The 7420-nt window shown below is 60.2% G+C and carries 9 protein-coding genes and 3 pseudogenes; 3 read left to right on the forward strand and 9 right to left on the reverse strand.

Annotation, left to right across the window (positions count from 1 at the left end; translation table 11 throughout):
- The 7 genes and pseudogenes from ABS769_RS21895 to ABS769_RS21925 all read right to left on the reverse strand — a co-directional run.
- Positions 1-157 (reverse strand): transposase (locus tag ABS769_RS21895; RefSeq protein WP_233368074.1); only part of this gene is annotated, 157 nt, incomplete at its 3' end.
- A gap of 10 nt (positions 158-167) precedes the next feature.
- Positions 168-827 carry an SDR family NAD(P)-dependent oxidoreductase gene (locus ABS769_RS21900; protein ID WP_317063273.1) on the reverse strand — a complete coding sequence of 220 codons (660 nt, stop codon included), beginning with the start codon at positions 825-827 and terminating at the stop codon, positions 168-170.
- Between the two features lie 43 nt (positions 828-870).
- A complete protein-coding gene (locus ABS769_RS21905) occupies positions 871-1482 on the reverse strand; it encodes an FMN-dependent NADH-azoreductase (protein ID WP_317063274.1) in 612 nt (203 codons plus the stop codon).
- A gap of 121 nt (positions 1483-1603) precedes the next feature.
- Entirely contained in the window at positions 1604-2371 is a 768-nt protein-coding gene (locus tag ABS769_RS21910; RefSeq protein ID WP_317063275.1) for an SDR family NAD(P)-dependent oxidoreductase, read from the reverse strand.
- A 25-nt stretch (positions 2372-2396) separates the two neighbouring features.
- Positions 2397-3157, reverse strand: a pseudogene (locus tag ABS769_RS21915) (SDR family NAD(P)-dependent oxidoreductase).
- Between the two features lie 20 nt (positions 3158-3177).
- Positions 3178-3591 (reverse strand): nuclear transport factor 2 family protein, encoded by a 414-nt coding sequence (locus tag ABS769_RS21920; protein ID WP_317063278.1) that lies wholly within the window; start codon positions 3589-3591, stop codon positions 3178-3180.
- Between the two features lie 67 nt (positions 3592-3658).
- Positions 3659-5164 carry a GMC family oxidoreductase gene (locus ABS769_RS21925; protein WP_317063279.1) on the reverse strand — a complete coding sequence of 502 codons (1506 nt, stop codon included), beginning with the start codon at positions 5162-5164 and terminating at the stop codon, positions 3659-3661.
- A 38-nt stretch (positions 5165-5202) separates the two neighbouring features.
- Here ABS769_RS21925 and ABS769_RS21930 point away from each other — a divergent pair, with 38 nt between their 5' ends.
- Together ABS769_RS21930 and ABS769_RS21935 are read left to right on the forward strand one after the other, a co-directional pair.
- Positions 5203-5520: a hypothetical protein gene (locus tag ABS769_RS21930; protein ID WP_317063280.1), complete on the forward strand. Its 318-nt coding sequence runs from the start codon at positions 5203-5205 to the stop codon at positions 5518-5520.
- A gap of 467 nt (positions 5521-5987) precedes the next feature.
- Positions 5988-6176 (forward strand): annotated as a pseudogene (locus tag ABS769_RS21935) (hypothetical protein); the annotation flags it as partial.
- A 113-nt stretch (positions 6177-6289) separates the two neighbouring features.
- Here ABS769_RS21935 and ABS769_RS22770 read toward each other — a convergent pair.
- Entirely contained in the window at positions 6290-6448 is a 159-nt protein-coding gene (locus ABS769_RS22770; RefSeq protein ID WP_430544196.1) for a hypothetical protein, read from the reverse strand.
- A 98-nt stretch (positions 6449-6546) separates the two neighbouring features.
- On the opposite strand from ABS769_RS22770, the gene ABS769_RS21945 reads away from it, so the two are divergent.
- The gene (locus ABS769_RS21945; protein WP_317063281.1) at positions 6547-6996 is read left to right on the forward strand and encodes a glycosyltransferase; all 450 of its coding nucleotides are present in this window, start codon (positions 6547-6549) and stop codon (positions 6994-6996) included.
- Between the two features lie 279 nt (positions 6997-7275).
- On the opposite strand, the pseudogene ABS769_RS21950 reads toward ABS769_RS21945, so the two are convergent.
- Positions 7276-7420, reverse strand: a pseudogene (locus ABS769_RS21950) (IS5-like element ISCARN85 family transposase); the annotation flags it as partial.

Genomic DNA, 7420 nt, shown 5'->3' on the forward strand with positions numbered 1-7420 from the left:
AGTTGCCAAAGCGCTTGGGTAGGCCGCGCCATTTGCAGCCATGCTCGGCAACGTAAAGGATGGCGTTGACCACTTGCAGGTTGGTCATGCTGACATTGCCGCGCTGCGCCGGCAGGCAGTGTTCGATTAGAGAAAATTGTGCTGGCGTGATCTCCATGCACGATAGTTTAATCGCTCGGGCCATTAGTGTTAACAGGCCCTAGGCCGATGACCCACTCCGCAAGGCGGAACTTGAGGCTGCCGGCTCCCAGCATGTTGCTGCGGATGTTCGATTGGACGAGGCCGGGGTTGAAACCGAAAACGCTGATGTGCGGATAGCGTTCTGCTGCGTCCAGGACCAGTGCCTCGTTACCGGCGACGGTGTTCATGTGCGCCGACAGGGCGCTGTACGATTGGGTGGAGTTTAAGTCGTCGGGGTCGCCGATCTTGCCGGAGCCGGGGTAGGCGACGACGACGACGCGTGGCTTCATGCGGCCTGCAGGCCGCGCCGTACCCAATCGCGGCGCCGCCTCGCGCAGGATCACCAGCCGGGTCAGATAGCTGATGGCCAAGTCCCGTTCGATGCCCTCGGCAGTTTCTTCCCGGTGGGGCGCGGCAAAGATCCCTGCCGTGAAGATCAGCAGGTCGCATCTTTCCGCCGACAGCAGCGCGGCGATGCGCCTGGCGTCACTCAGCAGGCCGAGGTCCGCCTTGACGAATTGGATCCTCGGCACCTCGGCATCACGAAAAGTCTGGCCGACGACCAGCACATGGGCACCGCGCGACGCAAGGAGCCGACTGAAGGCACGCCCGATGCCGCCGGTTCCGCCGATGATGGTGACGCTCAAGTTTTCGAGGTCGCGACTGCCTGCCGGGCTGACTTTGCACAACTCAGGCCGCCAGCGCTTGGATGTGTGCTTTGGCACCGGCAATCGCTGCGGCTTTAGACTCATCGCCGAGCGCCAAGCCTTCCGCACGAACGATCGTAACGTCAGTCATTCCGATGAATGCCAACGCACGCAGCAGATAGGGTTCCTGAAAGTCCTGGTCCGCAGTAGGGCTGCTTCCCGAATAGACGCCACCGCGGGTGGAGGCTAGGAACACCTTCTTTCCGGTCACAAGTCCTTCGAGGCCGTCGGTGCCGTACTTGAAGGTCCGTCCGGCAACGCAGACACGGTCGATCCAGCCCTTCAACTGCGACGGGATGGAAAAGTTGTACATCGGCGCGCCGATCACGATGATGTCTGCAGCGAAGAGCTCATCAATGTAGGCACCGCCGGTTGCCAGATCCTGGCCAAGCGCGGTGCTGCCGACTTCGCCGCCCTGGAAGACCGCCAAGTGCGCGTCCGAGAGATGCATCGCCGCATCCGCAACGAGGTCGCGCCGCACCACCTGCGCGCCGGGGTGAAACGCCAGTTGCCGGGCGACGATGTCGGCGGTGAGCGTGCGGCTCACCGAATAGGCGCCGAGGATGCTGGAATCGATATGCAGAATGGTCGTCATTTGATGATCCTTTCGCCCGATCAGGGGCAGTTGCGATTAAGAAAAATTTGGCCGATTGGCTTGTGAAATCGGATACGGCTTGTCGGCAGAGTTGCCGCGCGCAGTCAGCGCATTAGCATCGCTAGATGAACATGCCTCCGGAGGCTTCGATGCGCTGCGCATTCACCCATCGGTTCCCTTCCGAAAGCAAACTCGCGATCACTGGGCCGATGTCGTCTGGCACACCCACGCGACCGAGCGCGGTCTGTCCTGCAATCATCTTGTTGAGTCCGGCGTTGTCGCGCACAACCCCACCGCCGAAGTCTGTCTCGATCGCGCCGGGTGCCACCGTGTTGACGCAGATGCCACGCGGCCCGAGTTCCTTCGCGAGATACCGGGTGAAAACTTCGATCCCGCCCTTCATCATCGCGTAGGCCGCATAACCAGGCAGGGAGAAGCGCGTAAGTCCGCTCGAAAGATTGACGATGCGGCCGCCATCGTTGATCACGGGCAGCAAGGCTTGCGTGAGAAAGAAAACTCCCTTGAGGTGCACCGCCATCAACTGGTCGAACATCGCTTCGCTGCTCTCGGCAATCGGCGCAGCCAGGCCGATGCCTGCGTTGTTGATCAGGAAGTCGATATGGTCGCGGGACCAAGTCGTCTTCAGGATTTCGCGCAGGCCATCGACGAATACGGCGAAGGACGCGACGTCAGCGGTGTCGAGCCGAATGACTGCAGCCTTTCTCCCTAATTGCTCAACTTCAGCTGCCACGGCACGGGCGCTGCTCTCTTGCGTGTGGTACGTAATGACCACGTCGATGTCGTCCCGCGCGAGCGCGAGCGCGGTGCTACGGCCGAGTCCCCGGCCACCGCCGGTGACCAACGCCAGCTTATTTGTGGTTGAAGTCACTTGTTTATCCTTGTCTATTTCGAATTCACCAGACCGCCATGCCACCGTCGACTTTGATGTCGACTCCAGTCACAAACGAACTTTCATCTGAGGAGAGGAACAGCGCGACATTGGCAATCTCGACAGGTTTGCCGAGGCGACCCAACAGGGACTTGCCCAGCATGTAGTCCGCCCACTCCTTGTCTTCCAGCTGCTCGTGGGTCTGGTTGGTTTCGATCACACCTGGCGAAATCGAATTGACGCGCATCGCATGGTGGCGCCCCTCCATCGCCAGTTGCCTGGTCATCCCGACGATGCCCATCTTGGCCGTCGCATGGGCCAGGCCGCCGAGTGTGCGGAACACCCGATGGCCGGTGAGCGAGGCGGTGTTGACGACCGTCCCGCCACTTTTCTTCAGATGAGGCCAGGCACATTTCGTCAGGAAGAAGACCGGGTCGACTTCGTTACGGGTATTGAGATGCCACTCTTCTTCGCTGATGTCTTCGATCCAGTTGAACTGCGCCATGGCGCGTTGTTGAAGAGCACGTCGATGCGGACATGTTCGGCGATGGTGAAATCGACCAGCCTCTGGCACTGCGCCATCACGCCCAGATCGACGGGATGAAGCGACACCATCCGTCCGCCCGATGCCTTTACCAGTTCGACTGTCTCCTGGCCTGCGGCGACATTGGTGTCGCAGCCGACGACCAGTGCGCCTTCTTCAGCGAAGCGAAGCGCCGCCGCCCTCCCGATGCTGCCGCCGGTACCAGTGATCAGGCACACCTTTTCATGCAATCTTTTCGTCATGGACGTGGCCTGCTTCGGTGTCAGAACTGCGCACCGTTCAGGGCGGCCATGAAGGCCATCGGATTCCAGTACTCGCGATAGTGCACCACGAGACCATCACGGAAGGTCACGAAGGTCGCATAGCTCATTTCGTAGGGGTTCCCATTGGCGATCACCTTGCCCGACGCGCTCCATTCTGCAATGGCCACGTTGGGGTCGTCCGTCGCGTGGATCTTCAGCGCTGGAATGGTATTGACGTCGATGACGCTCGGGTAGTTACGCAGGTATTCGTAAATGGCCGCGCGGCCGACGATCTTCTGGGATGCGGCATCTGGTGCGAAAGGGAATTCAACAACGACGTTCTCGTCGCAGAGTTCCGACCAGCCCTTCATGTCTTTGGCGAGGAAGGTGTCCAGCGTGCGTTGCAGAAGCTGCACAGCGGTGAGAGTGCTCATGACTTTCTCCAGTTCGGGTTGTTGAAATCAAAGTACACGTCGGAATAGCATGAAACATGCGGGTGAACTAAACCAGTTTTGCAGCGATGCGTTCGGCCAGCATCATGGTTGGGAAGGCCGTCGCGACCGAGGGGACGTCCGGCCAGATCGATGCATCAACGACGCGCAGACAGGCAACGCCGCGCACGCGGCCTTCGGTGTCCACGACGGCGTCAGGATCGCGGGCGCCCCCCATCGGCACGGTGGAGGTCGGATGCTGATAGGTCGTGACGCTGGCCGTCAGTGCGGCGTCGATAGATGCGCGATCACTGTTGGCGGTCCCCGGCGCGAGCTCGCCTCCAACGATATCGGCGAAAGGTGCATGGCGTGCGATGTCCCGGATCATCTCGACGCCGTCGACCAGGCACTCCCTGTCGCCGCGCTCCTTGAGGAAGCCGAGGTCGATGACGGGCGCCGCGTACGGATCGCGGCTGGCGATGGTCAGCGAGCCGACCGAACGGGGGCGCACGAGTGCAGCAAACAGCAGGAACATGGCGTTGGTGGACGACTGGCCGTCGTCAGGGAGTGCCGCGGTACTGATATTAAGGTCGGCCTCGTCGCCGATAGCGTGGCGTGACCGTGCCCATAGCATTGCGCCGATCGGCGGATAGGGCAGTCCGACCGCTTCTTTGCGGATCGACCACACCGTCGGCACGAGCGGATGGTCCTGCAACCGACGACCGACCGGCAAGTCTGCAACGACCGGAATGTCGAGTCGGCGTAGCGTGTCGGCCGGGCCGATTCCGGAGCGCATCAGAATCGCGGGGCTGGCGTAGGTACCGCCAGACAGAATGACCTCACCGGCGGTGACCACCTCGCCACCTGCCAGCCGAACGCCTGTTGCCCGGCCATGCGATACCACGACGGCATCGACCAGCATTTCGTCGCGGATCGTCAGATTGCTGCGGGCGCGCACCGCATCGCTCAGCAGCGTCATGCCAGTGTTGAGCCGGACGCCCATCCGCGTGTTCATCACATACGGGCCGACGCCCAGCGGATGTTCAGTGGTGAAGCCAACGGTGCGCTGATGACTGGCGGCGAGCGCCGAAGCGATGAAGGCCCGATGCTGATCAGAGACTTCCTCATCACCGAGCTGGTGGATCGGAAAAGGCCCGGCATCGCCCACGCCGCCTGTCCCGGACGTCCGTTCGAGCGATCGATAGAAGGGCTGGGTAGCCTCCCAGCTCAACGCGCCGAGGTCATGTTCGCTTGCCCAGCGATCATGGTCGAATTTGGGCAGCCGCATTGTCACGGCACCATTGATAGCCGACGAACCACCCAGAACCTTGCCTCGATTGAGCGGGATCCTGCGGCCGAGTAGACCTGGCTCGCTTTGAAAGCCCCAGTCATGCTCTAAATCGCCACCGACCAAGTCCTGGCGGCGAACGGGATCTGGATAGGCGTTTGGCGAGTAGGCCTTGCCTGCCTCGATCAGGAGCACGCGACGCGAGGGGTCAGTGCTTAATCGATTGGCGAGCACGGCCCCGGCAGAGCCACCACCCACGATGATGAGATCGAAGTTACTGACGGTCATTTTTCTTGCAGTTCCTTAGTCTGTGGGACGAGCGGAAATTGTCCGTGTTCGATGCGGCACTTTCCGCCATCGACGACCAGCGCCTGCCCGGGAATGAATCCGGCATCGCCCGTCCTCAGAAAGAGTACCTGCCCGAAAATGTCCTGGGTTTGGCAATGCGCTGGATCGCTTTCGTTTGCTATGCAGAGCGGCGCTACTCCTCGCCTTGCGCAACGGTGGCGGGCGTGTCGGTCAGTCTGGCAAGTGCCGCGTTGCAAGTAATGCCGCCATTGATCGTATCGTTGGCCAACTCGCGCATGAGTTGCATGGTCTCCCGTGCCCAGACAGACGGCCTCAATCCGTCGGTTGGGACGTGAGACTGCGTTCGGTGACGACGAGATCGTCGTCACCGCCGAACGAAGCCTCGGCCGCCCGCGGGATGGCGACTCAGACCTTGGAGGCTGACACGCCGTCCGCGCTGGAGACCGCACCGATGGAACCGGCGATTTCTGCAGGATGCTGCAGATTGACAAAGACGATCTTTTTGGACGACACGCGCATTCGAGCGTATCGACAGTGCGGATGCCGCGATCAGGACTGATCCCGGCATCGCGGCTTTGATGGGAGACTTTCTTGACATACACCCTAGTTTGGACAATCGAATATCCAATTATGGTGGCGTGCCGCTACAAGGAGGGGTAGCCCGTATTTCTTGATGGAATCTATCGGTTAATTCGATGGATCGGATCCGCCTTGAACCGCTCGGCTGCAGATGCCCACCGATTGCAGACGAATTCGTAGTGCTTCCTTCCATTTGAGGGAAAAGGGTGCACCGTCGGAACATGGGATCAAACGCCAGTTTGGTTACGTCAAGGTACGCTGTCGCGGCCTGCCGAAGAACACGGCACAGGTGCTCACGCTGTTTGCGCTGTCGAACCTGTGGATGAAGGCTGCCTGTCTGGGCCGAGATGCGTCCGTGATCCGGGGAATTGAGCGAAAAAGCGCCGAAAACGATGGGAATTCGAACGTCTGAGCGCAGCTCACCGTGCCCGATGTCACATGTCTCGTCATTGGGTAGTGTTGATCAGACCATCCCTAGGTCACACCGGCCAATGAGAAGCGCGCGCAGGGAGCCGTGAATACCGGCTACATGCTGGCCAAAATGAGCACGAGCCTGGTGTAACCCTGGGCTGGCGCCCGCAAGGGGGCGATCAACGCGCTATGGCCGCGCAGCGTGATGGCCACCGATGCGATCAAAAGGATGAATAGTTTGAACTCGCCCGCGTGCCGTCGGCCGAAGATCATGGCCACTTCCTGAGCGGCTGTTGAGCGGCTATGCGGTGGATCCGTAGTGCGCGTTGCTACATGATATTTTTATCGATTGATTCCCCGAATTTATTTCCATGTCTGCCTCGTCCGCTTCGCTACCCTTATGCGCCCTCATCGTATTGACCTACAACTGGCCGCAGGCGCTGCGTCTGGTTTTGGAGAGTGTGAAACGGCAGTCGCGACTGCCTGACGAAGTGATTGTCGTCGACGATGGATCCGGCGCAGAGACTGCTGCGTTGATGAACGCGCTGGTTGCCGATTTTCCGGTGCCGCTGCGGCACGTGTGGCAAGAGGATCTTGGCTTTCGTGCGGCACGCTGCCGCAACCTCGGCATTGCTGCGACCAGCGCACAATATGTGATCCTGATCGACGGCGACATGCTGTTGCATCGCGATTTCATCGCCGACCATCTGGCGCTGGCGCGCCCCGGCCGCTTTCTGCAGGGGGGCGGATCGAGCATCAGCAACATTTTCAGGCCTATCTTCTTGTTTTTAAACGGGATACCGCCCGAAAACGTCCATTGATACCCGCTCTTATACCCACTAAATTGTTTGATACCCAAGCTGCTGGGGAGTGAGCAACACTGGACATATCTTCGCACGGACTCGCTCGAGCTTTCGGGCCCCTGTACAGCTGCAAGCCTACGAGCCGTACAAGCCGGTCGACGCCACTCGACGTGAAGTATGGGCTGTACACGTCGAAAGCTATCTCTCAGCCTCGGGGGCCTGATAGTCGTCTACACGCACCGCTGTCCAGCATTGCGGAGGCATACGGGCATTAGAAGGGCCCTTTGCTACGGCCTGTTAACACATCCGAAGCCAATCAACGACTAGGACGAAGCTGAGGAATCCAAGGAACATGACATCCAGCTTGTCGAAGCGCGAGAAAATCCGGCGGTAGCCTTTCAAGCGACGGAACAGTCTCTCCACTTCGTTGCGCCGCTTGTAC

Origin of the sequence: Xanthomonas hortorum, from assembly GCF_040279205.1 — a bacterium.
Taxonomy (GTDB): Bacteria; Pseudomonadota; Gammaproteobacteria; order Xanthomonadales; family Xanthomonadaceae; genus Xanthomonas; species Xanthomonas hortorum_F.